Raw genomic sequence first — 16,512 nt, 5'->3', positions numbered from 1 at the left:
GGTAGCCTGCACTGATTCATTGCACGCGCCCGCATGACCATTCGCTACACCCACCTCCACTTGCACAGCGAGTATTCGCTGGTCGATTCGACCATCCGCATCAAGGCGCTGGTCGAGGCCTGCGTGCGCGCGCAGATGCCGGCCGTCGCGCTCACCGACGACAGCAACATGTTCGCGCTGGTGAAGTTCTACAAGGCGTGCAGCGCCGCGGGCGTCAAGCCGATCTGCGGATGCGACCTACGTATTTCCGCATTGGATGATCCGCGCCCGTGGCGGCTTACTCTGCTTTGCCAGAATCGCAGCGGCTACCTCAATCTCTCGCGCCTGGTATCGCGCGCATGGCGCGATGGACAGCACGGCGGCCATGCCCTGGTCGACGCGGGCTGGCTGGATGCCTCTTCGACGGAAGGCTTGATCGCGCTGCTTGGCCGCGACAGCGATATCGGTCGCATCGCGATGAACCAGGGACACGACGCCGCACTGGCGAAGCTGCGTCCGTTGACGCGTTTGTTTCCCGATCGCCTGTATCTGGAACTCACACGTTGTGGTCGCGATGGCGAAGAAAACTGGAACACCAGTGCGCTTTCGCTGGCTGCGGAACTGCAACTGCCGGTGGTGGCAAGCAACGATGTGCGCTTTCTGAAGCAGGAAGATTTCGAAGCGCACGAGGCGCGCGTCTGCATCAATCAAGGCCGCGTGCTCGCCGACCCGAAACGTCCGCGCGACTACAGCGACCAGCAATACCTCAAGACGCTCGACGAGATGGCGGCGTTGTTCGCCGACCTGCCCGAAGCGTTGGAAAATTCGGTCGAACTGGCCAAGCGTTGCAACCTCGCGCTGGAATTCGGCAAATACTTTCTGCCGGATTTTCCGGTGCCGCCGGGCCACGATCTCGCCAGCTACATCCGCGAGCTTTCGCGCGACGGTTTGAAAGATCGCCTCAAAGCAGCACCGCTCGCCGAAGGGCGCACGCTGGAGGAATACAAGGCGCGACTGGAACGCGAACTCGACGTCATCATCGAGATGGGTTTTCCCGGCTACTTCCTGATCGTTGCGGACTTCATCAACTGGGGTAAACAGAACGGCATTCCGGTCGGCCCAGGTCGCGGCTCTGGCGCCGGTTCGCTGGCCGCCTGGGCGCTGAAGATCACCGATCTCGACCCGCTGCAGTTCAACCTGCTGTTCGAGCGATTCCTCAATCCCGAACGCGTGTCGATGCCCGACTTCGACATCGACTTCTGCATGGATCGCCGCGACGAAGTCATTGACTACGTGTCGCGCAAATACGGCCGTGATCGCGTCAGTCAGATCATCACTTACGGTTCGATGGCGGCGAAAGCGGTGCTGCGCGATTCCGGACGCGTGCTCAGCATGGGCTACGGCCAGGTCGACAAGCTGGCCAAGATGGTGCCGCCGCGTCCGCTCGACCTCACGTTGTCCGATGCGCTCGGCCGTTCGGAAAAATCGAAGAAAGAAACCGATCGCGTCGTCAAGGAATTCTGCGAAGCATATGAGCACGACGAAGACGCACGCGCGCTGATCGACCTCGCGCTGAAGCTTGAAAACATCACGCGCAATGCCGGCAAGCACGCCGGCGGCGTGGTGATCGCGCCGACCGCACTGACTGATTTCGCGCCGCTGTATTGCGAGCCCGGCGGCGGCGGCGTGGTGACGCAATACGACAAAGATGACGTGGAAGCCGTCGGCCTGGTGAAGTTCGACTTCCTCGGCTTGCGCACGCTTACGATCATCGACTGGGCAGTGAAGGCGATCAACGCGCGTCGCGCGCAAGGCGGCGAAGAACCGCTGGATATTTCCAAGTTGCCGCTGGACGATGCACGCACCTACGCCGATATTTTCGCCAAGGCGAAAACCGTCGCGATCTTCCAGTTCGAATCCGCCGGCATGCAACGCATGCTCAAGGACGCCAGGCCCGATCGCTTCGAGGACATCATCGCGCTCGGTGCGCTGTATCGCCCTGGCCCGATGGATCTGATTCCCAGCTTCGTGGCGCGCAAGCATGGCCGCGAAGATGTCGAGTATCCCGACCCCCGCGTCGAGCCCGTTCTGCAAGAGACCTACGGCATCATGGTCTACCAGGAACAGGTGATGCAGATGGCGCAGATCGTCGGCGGTTACACGCTCGGCGGCGCCGATCTCTTGCGTCGCGCGATGGGCAAGAAAGACGTCAAGAAGATGGCCGAGGAGCGCGCCAAGTTTCGCGAAGGCGCGGCGAAGGACGGGCTCGCGGCATCCAAGGCCGATACCATCTTCGACTTGATGGAAAAATTCGCCGGCTACGGTTTCAACAAATCGCACGCTGCCGCCTATGCACTGGTGTCGTACCAGACCGCATGGTTGAAAGCGCACTACCCCGCCGAGTTCATGGCCGCGACGATCTCCTCGGACATGGACAACACCGACAAGGCGGTGACGTTTCTCGATGAGTCACGCGCGATCGACATCATCGTGCAGCCACCGGATGTCAACGCCTCGCAGTACATGTTCGTCGCAGTCGAGCCGAATAAAATCCAGTACGGCCTCGGCGCGATCAAGGGTGTCGGCCAGGGCGTGTGTGAATCCATCGTTGCCGAACGCGTGTACGGGCCGTACACCGATCTCGCCGACTTCTGTCGGCGTGTGGACCCGGCCAAGCTCAACCGGCGCGTACTCGAAGCGCTGATCCTTTCAGGCGCACTGGATGCGTTGGCGCCCACGCGCGCCAGTCTGATGCTGCAATTGCCGGATGCGATCAAGGCTGCGGAACAACATCTGCGCGACAAGCAGTCCGGCCAGAACGACATGTTCGGCGCCGCGTCGGGCGCGATGACACCCGTGGTGCACATCGATCTGCCGACCGCGCCGGAGTGGCCGCTGGAACAGGTACTGCAGGGCGAGCGCGATACGCTCGGGCACTATCTGTCAGGTCACCCCACCGATCCTTGGAAAGACGAGCTTGCGCAGCTTTCCACCTGTCCACTCGGCGAAATCGTTGATCGTTACCAGCCGCCCAAGCCGCGCAAGAACGACAACGACGACGGCAACCGTTTCCGTCGCGGCCCGGATACACCGTGGACCGTCGCCGGCATGGTCGCGGCCGTGCGCAAGCGTGGCGATAGCGACGCATTCGTGCGACTCGAAGACGGCAGCGGCAGCATCGAGGTGAGTTTCTTCGGCGAGCTCTACCAGCAGATCGCACCGCTGCTGACTCGCGACCAGATCCTGATTGTCGAAGGCGGGTTGCGTATCGACGATTTCTCCGGCGGCGGTTTCCAGGTGCGCGCGCGCAGCGTCATATCGCTGGCCGATGCCTGCCGCAAACATGCACGTCTGCTGCAGCTGAAGTTGAACGGCATCGGCCCGAGTTTCGTCACGCAACTGCAGCAGACGCTGGCCGGATATCGCGGCGGCCGCGCCACCGTCACGCTCCACGGTTATCACAACCAGCAAGCACAAGCCGATCTTGAGCTCGGCGAAGACTGGCGCGTGGACGCCATTCCCGATCTGCTGCGCGCCGTCCGCGCATTGCCCGGTGTAAAGGCCGCGCGGCTGCGTATCGTGAAGCAGCAGGACTGAGCCGCAGGAGCGCACCCTGTGCGCGAAGCACTTTGTCACGTCCCGAAGGCATCGCGCACAGGGTGCGCTCCTACTTGCCGCGCTCCATCATCGCCTTGAGATCCGCGAAGGGATTGCCGGTCGCCGCCGGCGCATCCTCCACCTCCATGACGCCGCCGCGCACGTGGTCTATATGCCGCGAATGCTCGTTGTCGTGGCAGTACACACACAGCAGTTCCCAGTTGCTGCCATCGGGCGGATTGAAATCGTGATCGTGGTTGCGGTGATGAACCGTCAACTCCTGCAGGTTGGTGCGCGTGAATTCGCGTGCGCAACGTCCGCAGATCCACGGATACATCTTGAGCGCGCGTTCGCGATATCCCAGCTCGCGCTGTTCGGCGTTACGTCGCGCCTCGGCCACGATACGATCGAGCCTGGCGTTGTCGATGGGTGGTTGAGTCGGCATGGGTGATCCGCAGATGGTCGCAATGGCGCGGACGATAGCGCAATCCGCGGTGCCTGGAATGCTCCCGCGGCCATACGGCGCCGTTCTCGTCTTTTCGTGCGGGACGGTATACTGAGATGCTTCAGTGCCATGAAATGTAGCGAATGAACCCCAACTTCCTCGATTTCGAACAACCGATCGCCGAACTGGACGCGAAGATCGAAGAGCTTCGCCACGCCAGCAACGGTCAGGCGTTCAATATCGATGAGGAAGTCGGCCGGCTTCGCGAGAAGCTGAAAATCAAAACGGCGGAGATTTTTCGCAACCTCAACTCATGGCAGATGACGCAGCTGTCGCGTCATCCGGGCCGGCCGTACACGCTCGACTACATCGGCGTGATCTGCGAGGAATTCCACGAATTGGCCGGCGACCGCATGTACGCCGAGGACGCCGCGATCGTCGGCGGTATCGGGCGCATCAACGGCAAGTCGGTGGTGATCATCGGCCACCAGAAAGGTCGCGACACCAAGACCAAGGTCCGCCGCAACTTCGGCATGCCGCGTCCTGAAGGCTATCGCAAGGCGCTGCGGCTGATGAAAATGGCCGAGCGTTTCCACCTGCCGCTGCTCACCCTCATCGACACGCCGGGAGCCTATCCGGGCGTCGGCGCCGAAGAGCGTGGCCAGAGCGAAGCCATCGCCCGCAACCTGCTTGAGATGGCCGAACTGAAAGTGCCGATCATCTGCACCGTCATCGGCGAAGGCGGTTCCGGTGGCGCGTTGGCCATCGGCGTCGGCGACCGCACGGTGATGTTGCAGTACTCCACGTATTCGGTGATTACGCCCGAAGGCTGCGCCTCGATTTTGTGGAAAAGCGCGGACAAGGCAAAGGACGCCGCCGAAGCGATGGGCATGACCGCGCCGCGACTGCTGGAGCTCGGCCTGATCGACAAGATTGTGCGCGAGCCGCTCGGTGGCGCACATCGCAGCCCACGCTCAATGGCTATCCGCTTGAAAGCCGTGCTGATGAACGAGCTGGAAAAGCTCGAGGCGATGCCCGTCACCGATCTGCTCGAACAGCGCTACAAACGCCTGCGCAGTTACGGCGCGTATCAGGAATAACGGCGAAGGAACAATCGCATGACCGGTGTGCGCGGACTCGATCACGTCAACCTGCGCGCACCTGCCGACATTATCGAGAAAGTGCGCGTGTTCTACATCGATGTCATCGGCCTGCGTGAAGGTCCGCGCCCGGCGTTTCGATCAGGCTCGCATGGCTACTGGCTCTATGCCGGCGACACCGCGTTGCTGCACTTGAGCATCGGCCCGCCCATCGAATCCACGGAACGATCCAACGGCTATTTGAACCACTACGCCCTGGCCTGCAGCGACCTTGCCGGCGCTCGCGCGCGACTCGATGCCGGCGGCGTCCGCTACAGCATCGAGACGATCGCCGAACGCAATCAGGTGCAGATTTTCGCAACCGATCCGGCAGGCGTCGTCGTCGAACTGGACTTCCATCTGGACGAACCCTGAGCGGTTCGCGGCGCTACCATCGCATCAACCTTCAAGGGGAACGTCCATGGCTCACGACAAGCTCGCGGTGTTGATCGATGCCGACAATGCGCGACCGGCGATTGTCGAGGGTCTGCTCACGGAAATCGCGAAGTACGGCACCGCGCACGTCAAGCGCATCTACGGCGACTGGACCAAGCCTGACCTCAATGGATGGAAGGAGGCGCTGTTGCGCTACTCGATCCAGCCAATGCAGCAGTTCCGCTACACCGTCGGCAAGAACGCGACGGATTCGGCAATGATCATCGATGCGATGGACCTGCTTTACACCGAACGCTTCGATGGTTTCTGCATTGTTTCCAGCGACAGCGATTTCACCCGGCTCGCTTCGCGCATCCGTGAATCCGGTCGCATCGTCTACGGATTTGGCGAACGAAAAACACCGGAGCCTTTTCGTACCGCCTGCGATAAATTCATCTATACCGAAGTGCTCGCCGGGGCGACAGAGGCAGAAACTTCTGCCGCATCGAAACCGCGACCCGCGAAGGAATTACGTGGCGATACCAAACTTCTCAACCTGTTGCGCAACGCGATTGATGCTGCATCCGACGATACGGGTTGGGCCGGCCTCGGGCCGATCGGCAGCAACATCAACAAGCAGTCGCCCGAATTCGATTCGCGCAACTACGGCTACGCCAAGCTCAGCGGGCTAATCAAAGGCATCGGCCAGTTCGACACCGAAGAGCGTCACATCGGCAACGGCAAGCACATCTTCGTGCGTCCGCAAACCGGCAAGAAATGAAAGACATGTTGCAGGCACATTTGCGCGCCGTTCTGACGGAAGCGCCAGCGACATCCTTGTGCGTCGCCTTCAGCGGCGGCCCCGATTCCACTGCGCTGCTTCACGCACTCGCGCAGCTTCCCGAGGCACGCGAACGCGGGCTGCGTGCGCTGCATGTCGACCACGGCATGCATGCCAAGAGTTCGACATGGGCGGATCACTGCCGACACTTCTGCGAAGAACTTGAGCTGCCTTGCGAGGTGTTGCGCGTGCATCTTGAAACCGGTCGCGGCGAAGGCATCGAAGCCGCCGCGCGTCGCGCACGCTACGACGCATTCACTGCGCAGTTGCGCGAAGGCGAATGGCTGTTGCTGGCACATCATCGCGATGACCAGGCTGAGACGGTGTTGCTGAAACTCCTGCGCGGCGCCGGTCCCGAAGGACTCGGCGGCATGCGCGAGTTGCGCCCGTTCGCACGCGGGCAGCTTTGGCGTCCGTTGTTGTCGATGTCGCGCGCGCAACTGCGCGCGTACGTCGATCAGCATCAGCTGCATTGCATCGCCGATCCCAGCAACGACGACACGCGACTGGCGCGCAATCATCTGCGTCACGAAATTCTGCCGCGCCTTACAGCGCACTGGCCGCAGGCAGTCGACTCGATCGTGCACAGCGCGTCGCTCAGCCGGGCCGCAGCGAATGCATTGCAGGTGCAATGGATGGCGGAGATGGAAAATCTCCATGACCAAAACACCGGCAGCCTGCACGCAGCCGGCTGGCTGGCGCTTGCACCGGCGTTGCGTGAGCCATTGCTCGATCACTGGCTGCACTCGCGCGGACTCGCTGCACCGACCGCCGCGCAACGTCGCGAGATCGAAAAACAATGCCACGCACGCGCCGGCCAATTGCCATGCGTCCGCTGGACGGGCGTCGAGCTGCACGTATGGAAGGGACGGCTGTGGAGTCTGGCGCCGCAACCGGAGATCGACGCCACTTGGACATCGTCATGGACCGGTGAGCCGTTGTTGCTGCCCGACGGCAGCGTGCTTTCACTCCGCCAAGCAGATGTCCGATTCGACGAACCACTGCAGGTCGGACTGCGTCGTGGCGGCGAACGCATCAAGCCGGCGGGCGATGCACACACGCGCGAATTGCGCGACCTGTTCCAGCACACGCTGATGCCGCCCTGGCAACGTGGCGCCTGCCCGCTGATCCATATCGATGGCGAATTGATCGGCGTCGCCGATCGATGGCTCACCTCGCGCGGCGCGGCGTTTTTCGAGCAGGCCGGTTCGCTTCCGGCTTGGCGTTCTGCAGACGCTGCGCAGCCGCCCGCGACGTCGCCGGAACCACATGCCGATTGATTCCACACGGGCGCTGCGTTAGCGTTGCGGCCCATGGCCAAGACCGCTCCCGCAACCGCGAACACTCCGCCCGTCGTCGATTTCGAGCACTCCCTCGACGAGCTGGAACAACTGGTCGCGAAGATGGAAGGCGGCGAGTTGAGTCTCGACGAATCACTGGCTTCGTTCGAGCGCGGCATCGGCCTGTATCGCCACTGCCAGCAATCGCTGCAGCAAGCCGAACTCCGCGTGCGCCTGCTGCTCGATCCCGATGCCCCCGAAAGCGCCGAACCGTTTGAACCCGAACTCTGAGCTGGGCCCGGCACTTCAGGCACTGACCGCACGCGCTGAAGAAGCGCTCAGACGCTGCCTGCCTCCCGCCGAACAATCTCCCGCCGAACTGCACCGCGCGATGCGCTACGCAGTGCTGGGCGGCGGCAAGCGTTTGCGCCCGCTGCTTGTATACGCCGTGGCGGATGCTTTTGGATCACGCGGTATGTCGCTCGACCCGGCCGCTTGCGCCGTCGAATTGATCCACGCTTATTCGCTGGTGCATGACGACCTGCCTGCGATGGACGACGACGCATTGCGACGCGGCCGTCCGACCTGCCACATCGTGTTTGGCGAGGCGATGGCGATCCTCGCAGGCGACGCGCTGCAGGCGCTGGCGTTCGAGATACTTGCCGGCGACGACGCAGATGTGGATTCGAACACGTCCATCCGCATGCTGCGCGTGCTCGGCCGCGCGTGCGGCGCCGAAGGCATGGCCGGTGGCCAGGCGCTGGATCTCGCGGCGACGGGCCGCAAGCTCTCGCTGGCGGAACTCGAACACATGCATGCGTGCAAGACCGGCGCGTTGATTCGCGCGGCAGTGCGCCTGGGTGCCTTGGTTGCGGGTGCGGACGATGAGGCCATGCAGGCGCTGGATCGCTACGCGCATGCAGTCGGTCTGGCCTTCCAGGTGCGCGACGACATTCTTGATGTGGAAGGCGAATCCGCAATCATCGGCAAGACCGCCGGCAAAGACGCGGCTGCAGACAAACCGACCTTCCCTTCGATCATCGGGCTCGATGCATCGCGCAAGCGCCTTGCCGAACTGACTGACGACGCGCTTGGGGCGATCGCGTCGCTTGGCGAGCGAGCGTTGTTATTGCAGGAGCTGGCGCATTACGCAGCGCATCGCGCGTACTGAACGCCCAAAGAAAAAGGCGGCTCGCGCCGCCTTTCCTTACTCCGTGATCTCGCCGGAATTACTTGATGAGGCGCAGCGAGAACGGATAGCGATAACTCTCGCCCTTGCCGGCGGCTCCCGCCGCCATGATGCTCAGCACGAGCTGCACGATCCAAAGCGCAAGGCTCAGGATTCCCAGCATCGGAATCATGCGTGTCAGCACGGAAAGAATCACGAAACCGATACCCGTGGTGATGCCGAAGTTGAGCGCTTCGGTCGTCTGGTCTTTCGCGAAGCTGCCCTTGTCCTTCCACACCAGCCAGCCGATCAGCGCACCAAGCCAGCTGAAGATGCCGGTGATGATGTAAGTGGTGCGCGCGCCGGTTCGTTCTTCCTGTGTAGCACTTGCCATGTTCATTCGATAAGCCTCCATGTTCCGATGTGAAAGTGCTGCGCGCCTCGTTCGGGCACGCCCGCTAGGCTAGCCTGCCGTTTCACGGATGACCATAGCGGTGCAGTGGAAGCCGAAAAATAAAAGCCCGCATGCGCGGGCTTCCATTCTGCGAGCACCGATCGGTCAGCTGATCAGGCGCAACGCAAACGGATAGCGATACGTGCCGGTCGAACTCACCTGCACCGCAGCGATGATGCACAACACGAGGTTGGCGATCCACAACAGCCACGTGAGAAACACGCCGATGATGATGACGGTGAGGATGCCGCAGATCACGAAGCCGATCAGCACAGTGATCTGGAAGTTCAGCGCCTCTTTCGCCTCACGCACCAGATACGCTTTTTCCGGTCGGTCCTTGTGCATCAGCCAGACGATGAGCGGCACGATGAAGCTCAGCAGAAACCCCGACAGATGGGTGAGCATGGCGAGGTTGCGATCGTCGGTGGAAGACTGCACGACAACCGGTTCCGATGGCGGCACGGACGGTGGAATCTGATCGGACGGTGTACTCATGGATCATGATCTCCTCAGGTGGTGTGTCGCGGAAACAACGGCACCATCTTCCGGCTTGCCGCAAGAACCCGCAAGCTGACGTCCGACCTACTCGCCCGCCACGGTCATGCGCTCCAGCAGGATCGACCCGGTCAGCAGATGGGAGCGGCGATCGACATCCGCGCCCACGGCCGCGATGCCGTTGAACATGTCGCGCAGGTTTGCCGCGATGGTGATCTCCTCGACGGGATACGCAATCTGGCCGTTCTCGACCCAGAAACCCGCCGCGCCGCGCGAGTAGTCGCCGGTCACGGTGGACACACCCTGTCCCATCACTTCGGTCACCAGCAACCCGGTGCCGAGACGCCGGAGCATGCCGGCGAAATCCTCACGCGCGTGCTCGGCGCTGCCGGCTTCGACGATCAGGTTGTGGATGCCACCGGCATTGCCGGTGGACTGCAACCCGAGCTTGCGCGCGGAGTAACTGCCGAGCACGTAGCGCGCGAGCACGCCGTTTTCCACCAGTGCCCTGTCGCTGGTGGTCACGCCTTCCGCATCGAAATTACCCGAGCCCTGCCCGCGTGGAATGCGCGGCTGCTCGACGATGTTGAGCCACGCCGGCATCACCTGCTTGCCGACGTGATCGAGCAGAAAACTCGCCTGTCGATACAGCGAACCGCCACTCACGGCACCGAGCAGATGACCGATGAGGCCGCGCGCGATCTCCGGCGAAAACAGGACCGGGCACTGTCGCGTCGATAGACTGCGCGCGCCCATGCGCGCCAGCGTGCGCTCGGCCGCCTTGTCGCCCAGCGCTTTCGCGCTCATGAAATCGCCCGCGGCACGCACGCTGTCGTACCAGTAATCGCGCTGCATGCCGTCTTCGTCGCCAGCGATGAGCGCCAGTGACAACGAATGCCGCGTACCGCGCTCGCGGCCGACGAAGCCGTGCGAATTCGCATACACCGACAGACCCTGTCCGGCCTGCACGCTCGCGCCGTCGGAATTGCTGATGCCGTGATGCGCGCGACCGGCGTCCTCGATGGCGATGCCCAGTTCGATCGCCTGCGCGGTGTCGATGTCCCACGGATGCCACAGATCAAGATCGGGAAACGACGTCGCCATGCGCGATGCATCCGCGAGCCCGGCAGCGGGATCTTCCTCGGTGAAGCGCGCAATGGCGCACGCTTGGTCGAGCGTGGCCTGGATCGAATCCGGGTGCAGGTCTGCGGTGCTCGCCGAACCCTTGCGCTGGCCGAAGTACACGGTGAGGCCGAAGCCACGATCGCGCGTGTGCTCGACCGTCTCCACTTCGCCCAACCGCACATTCACGCTCAGACCGGTGTCGATGCTGGCGGCGACTTCGGCCTGGCTGGCGCCGGCGGCGCGCGCGCGACGGATCACGTCCTCGGCGAGGCCGGCCAGGCGATCGAGTTCGGCGTGGCTGGAATTTTTCGGATTGGAACCGTGGCTGACGACAACTTGGCTCACGTGGGGCTTCCTGATGGGTTGAACGAGTAGAATAAGCGGTTCACCACCGCCCGATCGCCTGAAATGGGGTCATCGCGGCGCAATGAAAGAGCAGCGGAGCCAAGCCATGCAGCCTGTCGCCGGCATCTACCGTCACTACAAAGGCCAGCGTTATCGCGTGTTGGGCACGGCCCATCACAGCGAAACGATGGAACCGCTGGTGGTCTATCAGGCGTTGTATGGCGAACACGGCCTGTGGGTGCGTCCTTCGGCGATGTTCTGCGAAACCATCGAGCTCGATGGTGAACCGATCGCCCGTTTCGTGCTTGAACAGACCGACCCCGGCGACGAACCGCGCGCCTGATCCACATCGCATTCTGGAAATGAAACCGTGAGCCCGAGCCGCAGCCGCAACCAGACCGAACTCGACGAAGCCGACTACGGCCCCAGCCGCACGCAGCAGCGTCGCGAAGCACTCGCCGTGCTGGCGCTTGCCAGCCAGCTGGTCGAGATGCAGCCGAGCCGTCTGGCCAAGCTCGAATTGCCCGACGAAGTGCGCGAGGAAATCACCCGCACGCGCAATATCACCGCGCATATCGCGCGCAAGCGGCAGCTCGCGTTTCTGGCCAAGGTCATGCGCCGCTACGAAGAGGAAATCTTCGCCTCGGTGCGTGCCGAGCTTGGAGAAAACCGCGAGAAGCAGCGGCAGGAAAACGCCGCCATGCATCGGCTGGAAGCAACGCGCGAGCGTTTGATCAGCGAGGACGAAACCGCGTTCTCGGAACTCATCAACGACAATCCGCAGGTCGATCGCCAACATCTTCGCTCGCTGATCCGCAAGGCACGGCTCGAAAAAGAAACGCCGAACAAGCCGCCGCGCGCGTATCGAGAGATCTTCCAGTTGCTGAAGGACTTGGCCGCAATCAGGGTAGACGTTGCCGACGACGGCGAAGACCACAGCAACAGCGAAAGCGAACGGCGCTGAGCTCCGGTCAACGGTGTGGTTGCCTGTCGCAACCACACCGATGCGATCCATGGTCTCCCTGCGGTTGTCGCTTGAATGGAAAGTCGCGATGACATACGGGAATGAAGAGCAAGGCTTTATCGCGCGATGCGAATGCGCGAATCTCTTCGTCCACCACCACATCCATGACACCCTGCTGAAAAATCGCTAATCTGGCGCAGTACAAGCCGTCAGGGGGACGCTTCATGCGTGCACGGCGACACCTTTCGGTGTTGGATAAACCACAAGACCTGCATGACATATCGGTGCGATCGACCGGTGTTTCATTCATTCCCGTCTCGTCACCGCGATGACCATCACCACGCTATTTGCCCTGGTGCTTCGTCGAAATACGCCCATCGAAGCGCGCATCCGCCAATGAAGATCTTCGCCGAACTCAAACGTCGCAACGTGCTGCGTGCGGGCGTGCTGTATGCGGGCGCGGTATGGGCGCTGGCGCAAGGCATCGCGCAGCTCGGCCCTTCGCTCGGCCTGCCCGACTGGACGACGCGATGGTTCCTGGTCGCCGCGGTGATCGGCTTTCCGCTCTGGTTGACGTTCGCCTGGTTCTACGAGTTCACGCCGAGTGGCCTGAAGCGCGAAAGCGACATCGCTTCGGATGATTCCACTGCGCATTCCAACGGTCGCAAGCTGGACTTCTGGATCATCGGCGTGCTCGCCGCCGCGGTGGTGTTGCTGCTGACCGATCGCTTCGTCGTTCGTCCGAACACGGGCGTTGCGTCTCCCTCCAATCCGTCCATCGCCGTGCTGCCACTCAGCAACGAGAGCGGCGATCCCGCGCAGCAATATTTTTCCGATGGCCTGTCCGAAGACCTGATCAACGCGTTGTCGCAATTCAACGGCCTGAAAGTGATCAGCCGCAATTCGTCGTTCCAGTTCCGCGACAGCAAGGACGATGCAAAGGCCATCGGCGCGAAACTCGGCGTGGCACATCTGCTGGAAGGCAGCGTGCGGCGCGCGGGCGACGAAGTGCGCATCAGCGCGGAACTGGTGAACGCCGACGACGGCAGCACGCTGTGGTCGCAGCAATACGACCGGCCGTATGCCGACCTGTTCAAGCTGCAGGACGAAATCACCCAGGCCGTTGCCGACGAACTCAAGACCCGATTGCTGGCCGACGACCATGCCGCGCAGGCCGACCGTCCACGCAGCGGCAATCTCGCGGCCTACAACGCCTACCTGCAAGGCAAATTTTATTTCGCGCGCGGCACCGAGGTCGACTGGCGCAAGGCCATCGACTCTTACACCACTGCGACACGCCTTGATCCGGACTATGCGCTGGCCTGGTCCGAGCTTTCGGCTGCGTGGGCCGGTGTTGCCGGTGGATACCTCGGCGGCACGCAGGCGCAGCAGGCCTATGCACAATCGCGTGCGGCAGTGACCACGGCGCTGGCGCTGCAGCCGAATCTGGCGGCGGCGCATGCAGCGCATGGCCATCTGCTCATCTGGGCTGATTTCGATTTGGCCGGCGCGCAAATCGAGTATCGCCGTGCGCTGCAACTGACACCCACCGATGGCGTGGCGCTGTTCAACCTGGGCTTTCTGCAGGCAACGCTGGGTCAACCTGAGCAGGCCGTCGCGCTGACGCGACGGGCGCTGGTGACCAACCCGTTGAATGCGGACTTTCACGTCTCGCTCGGTGGCTACCTTTCCGGCCTCGGCCGTCCTGACGAAGCCGAACCGGCAGTTCGCAAGGCGATCGAGTTGCAACCCGCGGCGGTCACATTCCACGTCACATTGACGACCATCGAGATTCAGCGTGGCGACGCGAAGGCTGCACTCACCGCCGCGCGGCAGGAACCGCCGGGCGACTGGCAGGACGTCGCACTGGCACTCGCGCAGCAGGTCGGCGGTGATCACACGGCAGCCGATGCCGCATTGAAAAACCTGATCGACAAGGACGCCACCCAGGCGCCGTACCAGATTGCCGACGTGTATGCCTTGCGCCGCGATGCGGACCATACTTTCGCCTGGCTGGATCGTGCATGGGCCGTGCGCGATCCGGGCGTCGCCGGTCTGCTGGTTGATCCATACATCCTGCGTTACCGCGACGACCCGCGCTTCGCCGCGTTCTGCAAGAAAGTCGGATTGCCGATCACGACCGAAGCCAAGGCGCTGCCGTGAGCATCGGGCGCTCATTCTTCGACGAACTCAAACGTCGTAACGTGATCCGCGTTGCCGGGCTGTATCTCGTTGCGGCGTGGCTCGTCACGCAAGTGATCGGCACGGTGCTGCCGATGTTCGGCGCGCCGGAGTGGATCGCGCGCAGTGTGGTGATCGTGCTGGCAATCGGCTTCGTTCCAGCGCTGATCCTCGCCTGGATATTCGAGCGCACGCCGCAAGGACTGCAGCACGACGACGGCGAGGTTCAAGCGCAACCTGCAACGACACAGATCCACACCGCTACGCGAATGAATCGCGCGATTGTCGCGGTGCTGGTGCTGGCGGTGCTGTATTTCGGCGTCGACAAGTTTCTGTTGACGCCGCATCGTGCTGCCGCCCACGACGTCGCGGACATGCCCGCGAATGCTTCGTCGGTCAGCGCAACACCGTTGGCCGCACCCTCCAAATCCATCGCCGTGCTGCCGTTCGAGAATCTGTCCGCCGAAAAGGACAACGCGTACTTCGCCAGCGGCATGCAGGACATGATCCTGACCAAGCTGGCCGAGATCGGCGATCTCAAGGTGATCTCGCGCACCTCCACTTTGGAGTACGGCAGCAAACCGGAAAACCTCAAACTGATCGCGCAGCAACTGGACGTGGCGAGCGTGCTGGAAGGCAGCGTGCAGAAATCCGGCAATCAGGTCTTGATCAACGTGCAGCTGATCGATGCGCAAACCGACAACCATCTCTGGGCCGAAAGCTACCAGCGCTCGCTCGACAACATCTTCGGCGTCGAAGGCGAGGTCGCGGTCAAGATTGCCGACGCGCTGCAGGCCAGGCTGTCGCCGAAAGAAGCTGCCGCAGTAGCCAGGGCGCCGACGACCAATCCCGATGCCTACGCGTTGTATCTCAAAGCCAACGACGAGATCGAGCGGTTCTATCAAGGCGATGCCCGGCCCGAGCGTGCGGAACAGGCCATTGCCTATCTGCAACAGGCGGTCGCGGACGATCCGCAATTTGCACTGGCTTACGCGACGCTGGCGAAAATGCAGAACGCGCTGGTGATGAATCAGATGATCGACACGCCACAGCTGCGTGGCGGCGCGCTGGACAATGTGCACAAGGCTTTGCAACTGCAACCCGAACTTGCCGAAGCGCACAAGACATTCGGGTTGATCATGCTCGCGCAAGGCAAGAACGATCAGGCACTGGAACAGTTCGGCATCGCGCGACAACTCGCACCGAACGACGCTGACCTTGCGGAAAAACTGGCGCAGGATTTTGCTGCCGCCGGCGATTGGAGTCGGGCTGCCAGCGAAGCAAGACGTTCGATGCAGCTGGATCCCCGCAACAGCCATCACTATCAATGGTCCGCCAGCATCGATGCGGCGAACCGTCGATATGCCGATGCCGCGAATACCGCACAGGCTGGCCTTGTCATCAACCCTCGCGACTTGGTGGTGCGCAATGTGCTGTCGAATATTTTCGAAATCCAGGGACAGCTGGACGCGTCACAGCAACAACTGGAATTGATGGTCGCGCAGGACCCGATCAGGGGCACGGACCTCGCGTATTTTTTCCTGTACTCCCGACGTGATCCGGCGTCGGCGTTGCGAGTGCTGCAAGACACGCCCACGGATACCAGTTACGCCTCTGCGGGAGGTCGCGATGTGATCATCGGCATCGCGCAACTGGGTGCGGGCCGCAAGGCCCAAGGTCAGGCGTCCTTGCAGCACGCACGTGAACTAGTGTTCGCGGCATTGCAGGTGCACCCGAGTACCGCGCGCCTTTACATGCGGCTCGCGCAGATCGAAATGAACCTGGGCGATCAGGCCGCGGCGCTGCAGGCAGCCGACAAGACACTGGCATTGGCCGCAACGTCATCGAGTTTGCTGGATCACTATCGGCTACCCGTCTACATCGTCAACAAGGCACAGGTATTCGCACACTTCGGCAACGCTGCGCAAGCCACGGCCTTGCTGCAGAAACTTCTGCAGGCTCCGGGTAGCGGTCTGGCCATCAGCCCGGCGTTGCTGCGACAGCATGCGGCATGGGATCCGATTCGCAACGATCCGTCATTCGTGGCGCTACTGGCCGCATCTGCTGAGCTTCCACAGGCCGGAACCACGCCATGACTCGCGCTCCGATGCACGACGCATTTTC

15 protein-coding genes are annotated in these 16,512 nt (G+C 62.3%); 11 read left to right on the top strand and 4 right to left on the bottom strand.

Translation table 11 applies throughout. The features are described from left to right. The first annotated feature begins 33 nt into the window (after positions 1-33). On the top strand, positions 34-3,576 hold the full coding sequence (gene dnaE / locus GSQ73_RS06480) for a DNA polymerase III subunit alpha (protein WP_158882215.1): 3,543 nt from the start codon (positions 34-36) through the stop codon (positions 3,574-3,576). Positions 3,577-3,646: 70 nt separating this feature from the next. Here the strand turns inward: dnaE and GSQ73_RS06475 are convergent, their stop codons facing one another. Further along, complete coding sequence (locus tag GSQ73_RS06475; protein WP_158882214.1) at positions 3,647-4,021, bottom strand: YajD family HNH nuclease; 375 nt, start codon at positions 4,019-4,021, stop codon at positions 3,647-3,649. Positions 4,022-4,164: 143 nt separating this feature from the next. Here GSQ73_RS06475 and GSQ73_RS06470 point away from each other — a divergent pair, with 143 nt between their 5' ends. The 6 genes from GSQ73_RS06470 to GSQ73_RS06445 are packed head-to-tail and all read left to right on the top strand — an operon-like array spanning position 4,165 to position 8,827. Then, positions 4,165-5,121, top strand: a complete 957-nt coding sequence (locus GSQ73_RS06470; protein WP_158882212.1) for an acetyl-CoA carboxylase carboxyltransferase subunit alpha — start codon at positions 4,165-4,167, stop codon at positions 5,119-5,121. An 18-nt stretch (positions 5,122-5,139) separates the two neighbouring features. Beyond that, the gene (locus GSQ73_RS06465; protein WP_158882210.1) at positions 5,140-5,535 is read left to right on the top strand and encodes a VOC family protein; all 396 of its coding nucleotides are present in this window, start codon (positions 5,140-5,142) and stop codon (positions 5,533-5,535) included. Positions 5,536-5,581: 46 nt separating this feature from the next. Next, positions 5,582-6,316 (top strand): NYN domain-containing protein, encoded by a 735-nt coding sequence (locus tag GSQ73_RS06460; RefSeq protein ID WP_158882208.1) that lies wholly within the window; start codon positions 5,582-5,584, stop codon positions 6,314-6,316. A 5-nt stretch (positions 6,317-6,321) separates the two neighbouring features. After that, positions 6,322-7,656 (top strand): tRNA lysidine(34) synthetase TilS, encoded by a 1,335-nt coding sequence (gene tilS, locus GSQ73_RS06455; protein WP_343160831.1) that lies wholly within the window; start codon positions 6,322-6,324, stop codon positions 7,654-7,656. A gap of 33 nt (positions 7,657-7,689) precedes the next feature. Continuing rightward, the gene (locus GSQ73_RS06450; protein WP_158882204.1) at positions 7,690-7,947 is read left to right on the top strand and encodes an exodeoxyribonuclease VII small subunit; all 258 of its coding nucleotides are present in this window, start codon (positions 7,690-7,692) and stop codon (positions 7,945-7,947) included. Then, positions 7,931-8,827 carry a farnesyl diphosphate synthase gene (locus GSQ73_RS06445; protein ID WP_158882202.1) on the top strand — a complete coding sequence of 299 codons (897 nt, stop codon included), beginning with the start codon at positions 7,931-7,933 and terminating at the stop codon, positions 8,825-8,827. Before GSQ73_RS06450 ends, GSQ73_RS06445 begins: the two co-directional genes overlap by 17 nt. A gap of 58 nt (positions 8,828-8,885) precedes the next feature. Here GSQ73_RS06445 and GSQ73_RS06440 read toward each other — a convergent pair whose 3' ends face one another. From GSQ73_RS06440 to pmbA, 3 genes are all read right to left on the bottom strand, one after another. After that, a complete protein-coding gene (locus GSQ73_RS06440) occupies positions 8,886-9,218 on the bottom strand; it encodes a DUF4870 domain-containing protein (RefSeq protein WP_254063303.1) in 333 nt (110 codons plus the stop codon). A gap of 165 nt (positions 9,219-9,383) precedes the next feature. After that, positions 9,384-9,773 (bottom strand): DUF4870 domain-containing protein, encoded by a 390-nt coding sequence (locus GSQ73_RS06435; protein ID WP_158882198.1) that lies wholly within the window; start codon positions 9,771-9,773, stop codon positions 9,384-9,386. Positions 9,774-9,860: 87 nt separating this feature from the next. Continuing rightward, positions 9,861-11,243: a metalloprotease PmbA gene (gene pmbA, locus GSQ73_RS06430; RefSeq protein WP_158882196.1), complete on the bottom strand. Its 1,383-nt coding sequence runs from the start codon at positions 11,241-11,243 to the stop codon at positions 9,861-9,863. A 106-nt stretch (positions 11,244-11,349) separates the two neighbouring features. Between pmbA and GSQ73_RS06425 the strand changes: the two genes are divergently transcribed. The 4 genes from GSQ73_RS06425 (at position 11,350) to GSQ73_RS06410 (ending at position 16,484) form a co-directional block, all read left to right on the top strand. Then, positions 11,350-11,586 (top strand): DUF1653 domain-containing protein, encoded by a 237-nt coding sequence (locus GSQ73_RS06425; protein ID WP_158882194.1) that lies wholly within the window; start codon positions 11,350-11,352, stop codon positions 11,584-11,586. A gap of 27 nt (positions 11,587-11,613) precedes the next feature. Further along, positions 11,614-12,207 (top strand): ribosome biogenesis factor YjgA, encoded by a 594-nt coding sequence (yjgA, locus tag GSQ73_RS06420; RefSeq protein ID WP_158882192.1) that lies wholly within the window; start codon positions 11,614-11,616, stop codon positions 12,205-12,207. A 396-nt stretch (positions 12,208-12,603) separates the two neighbouring features. After that, positions 12,604-14,370: a tetratricopeptide repeat protein gene (locus tag GSQ73_RS06415; protein WP_158882190.1), complete on the top strand. Its 1,767-nt coding sequence runs from the start codon at positions 12,604-12,606 to the stop codon at positions 14,368-14,370. After that, positions 14,367-16,484: a hypothetical protein gene (locus GSQ73_RS06410; protein WP_158882188.1), complete on the top strand. Its 2,118-nt coding sequence runs from the start codon at positions 14,367-14,369 to the stop codon at positions 16,482-16,484. The genes GSQ73_RS06415 and GSQ73_RS06410 overlap by 4 nt, the downstream gene beginning before the upstream one ends. The last annotated feature ends 28 nt before the right edge of the window (positions 16,485-16,512 follow it).

Source organism: Rhodanobacter sp. L36 (assembly GCF_009765755.1).
GTDB lineage: Bacteria > Pseudomonadota > Gammaproteobacteria > Xanthomonadales > Rhodanobacteraceae > Rhodanobacter.
Note: the sequence above shows the minus strand (reverse complement) of the source record. Positions and strands in the feature narration are given on the sequence as shown.

Excerpts from the sequence above, each read along its gene's own strand:
- dnaE (WP_158882215.1), top strand. The coding sequence starts at position 34 with ATGACCATTCGCTACACCCACCTCCACTTGCACAGCGAGTATTCGCTG.
- GSQ73_RS06475 (WP_158882214.1), bottom strand. The coding sequence starts at position 4,021 with ATGCCGACTCAACCACCCATCGACAACGCCAGGCTCGATCGTATCGTG.
- GSQ73_RS06470 (WP_158882212.1), top strand. The coding sequence starts at position 4,165 with ATGAACCCCAACTTCCTCGATTTCGAACAACCGATCGCCGAACTGGAC.
- GSQ73_RS06465 (WP_158882210.1), top strand. The coding sequence starts at position 5,140 with ATGACCGGTGTGCGCGGACTCGATCACGTCAACCTGCGCGCACCTGCC.
- GSQ73_RS06460 (WP_158882208.1), top strand. The coding sequence starts at position 5,582 with ATGGCTCACGACAAGCTCGCGGTGTTGATCGATGCCGACAATGCGCGA.
- tilS (WP_343160831.1), top strand. The coding sequence starts at position 6,322 with ATGTTGCAGGCACATTTGCGCGCCGTTCTGACGGAAGCGCCAGCGACA.
- GSQ73_RS06450 (WP_158882204.1), top strand. The coding sequence starts at position 7,690 with ATGGCCAAGACCGCTCCCGCAACCGCGAACACTCCGCCCGTCGTCGAT.
- GSQ73_RS06440 (WP_254063303.1), bottom strand. The coding sequence starts at position 9,218 with ATGGCAAGTGCTACACAGGAAGAACGAACCGGCGCGCGCACCACTTAC.
- GSQ73_RS06435 (WP_158882198.1), bottom strand. The coding sequence starts at position 9,773 with ATGAGTACACCGTCCGATCAGATTCCACCGTCCGTGCCGCCATCGGAA.
- GSQ73_RS06425 (WP_158882194.1), top strand. The coding sequence starts at position 11,350 with ATGCAGCCTGTCGCCGGCATCTACCGTCACTACAAAGGCCAGCGTTAT.
- GSQ73_RS06415 (WP_158882190.1), top strand. The coding sequence starts at position 12,604 with ATGAAGATCTTCGCCGAACTCAAACGTCGCAACGTGCTGCGTGCGGGC.